General features: G+C 33.4%; 3 protein-coding genes and 1 other annotated feature. Of the genes, 1 reads left to right on the top strand and 2 read right to left on the bottom strand.

All coding sequences use genetic code 11. The annotated features are described in order from the left end of the window. Positions 1-276: 276 nt before the first annotated feature. A complete protein-coding gene (locus JZO69_RS14400) occupies positions 277-438 on the bottom strand; it encodes a hypothetical protein (RefSeq protein ID WP_086312285.1) in 162 nt (53 codons plus the stop codon). A gap of 32 nt (positions 439-470) precedes the next feature. Further along, complete coding sequence (locus tag JZO69_RS14395) at positions 471-827, bottom strand: hypothetical protein (protein WP_207113532.1); 357 nt, start codon at positions 825-827, stop codon at positions 471-473. Between the two features lie 139 nt (positions 828-966). Then, positions 967-1223 (top strand) — a binding site (T-box leader). Between the two features lie 140 nt (positions 1224-1363). Between JZO69_RS14395 and JZO69_RS14390 the strand changes: the two genes are divergently transcribed. Further along, a partial coding sequence (locus JZO69_RS14390; RefSeq protein WP_207113531.1) for a PLP-dependent transferase occupies positions 1364-1649 on the top strand: 286 nt, incomplete at its 3' end.

Below are 1649 nucleotides of genomic sequence, written 5' to 3'. Positions count from 1 at the left end.
TTTTTCATTTTACTCTTATTGAGTAATACTCCTTTTCCATCGGCCTTTTCAGCCGGTGGTTTTTTATTTCGTTTATTTATTATTTTAATAATATGAAAAAAACATTTTATTTTTTAAATTTGATTAGTTATTTTATCTATTTGTATTGAATTTGGACAGGATATCATATTTTATTATCAAAACAATCAAACTAAAAGTAAAATCATAGAAAAAGCCTGAAACAAAACCATCTCGTTTTGTTTCAGGCTTATATAACGAATTACTGCCAATATCGTATCAATTCTCCACATTACGAACATAATCATCAAAGTATTGAACAAGGTCAGCTTTGATCTTTTGGTATTCTGCTTCTGTGTATTCACGTTCTTCGATCGTTCCATTAAAAAATGGAATTTCCAATTCTTCGCGCAAGCGATCTACAACTTCGCTTTGATCCATTTGGGCACCTTCTTTACCTATTGTCTACTCTATTATAAAACATTAAAATCATTCGTCAACTGTTCAAAAGAATTTTTCATAGCAGTTAGCTTGTTATAGAGTAGAATGCTATCTTCATCTTCAAGGAAAAAGACTTGTTTCAATTCAAAATAAAAATCTTCAAAAGCGCTAAAAAATGGTTGCACTTCTGATGCTGTCAGTTCATTGTTACTGTAGTAAAAAATGCGTACACTATGATAATAGGTGAATACCTCATTGATATTTAAAAGAATTCGAGATTCTTCTGGGCGTGGACGACTAGTAACTAAATCGTATAAAGATAAGCTTTTCGTATGAATTTCTGATAGATAAGATAAAAGTAGTTCCACTTTTTCATTACTTGCTGACATTAAATCGACCTCCAATTTTCTTAATTATAATAAAAAATAGTAAGAAAGAGAAATAGGACACTCAGTTGTGACGAAATACTTTTAAAAATGAAAAAAAGTTGACAAAATAATGAGTTTCCTCTAATATTAACATCAATAATAAAACTCATTGAAAAGAAGAGTACACAAGCAGACATTAGTAGCCAGCTGATTTGATTTATCGTTGGATCTAGAGAGCTTTCGTTTGGTGAAAGAAAGTAATGAACACTTGTCGAAAATGATCTTAGAGAGGAAAAATCAGTTTGATTTTTACGGCAGCTACCGTTATTAAGGCACCAAATCAAGAAGAAATTCGGCGTTTGGATCGAGATGGAAAGATTTTCCAATAAAGGTGGTACCGCGACAGTCGCCCTTTACTAGCATAAAACTAGTAGGGGGCGGCTTTTTTGATTCCTTTTCAATGAGACTATATAGAAAGAGGTGGTCATTATGCAAGAAGGTGACATGTGTATCAGCAAGATAAAAAAAAATAAAAAATGGAAAAGGAATGAAGCATAATGACAAACTCTAACTACAAATTCGAAACGATCCAAATCCACGGTGGACATACACCAGACAAAGAAACGAATTCAAGAGCTGTTCCAATTTACCAAACAACATCTTACACATTTGATGATACACAAGACGCAGCAGAAAAGTTTGCATTGTCTAAAGCTGGAAATATTTATACACGGATCACGAATCCTACAACGGCAGTTTTAGAAGACCGTTTGAATGAATTAGAAGGCGGAATTGGCGCTGTTGCGGTAGCTTCTGGTACGGCGGCTGTCACATATGCGATCC

Source organism: Candidatus Enterococcus ikei, from assembly GCF_017316105.1.
Classification (GTDB): domain Bacteria; phylum Bacillota; class Bacilli; order Lactobacillales; family Enterococcaceae; genus Enterococcus_L; species Enterococcus_L ikei.
The sequence above is the reverse complement of the archived record's forward strand: the minus strand, read 5'-3'. Positions and strand labels throughout refer to the sequence as shown.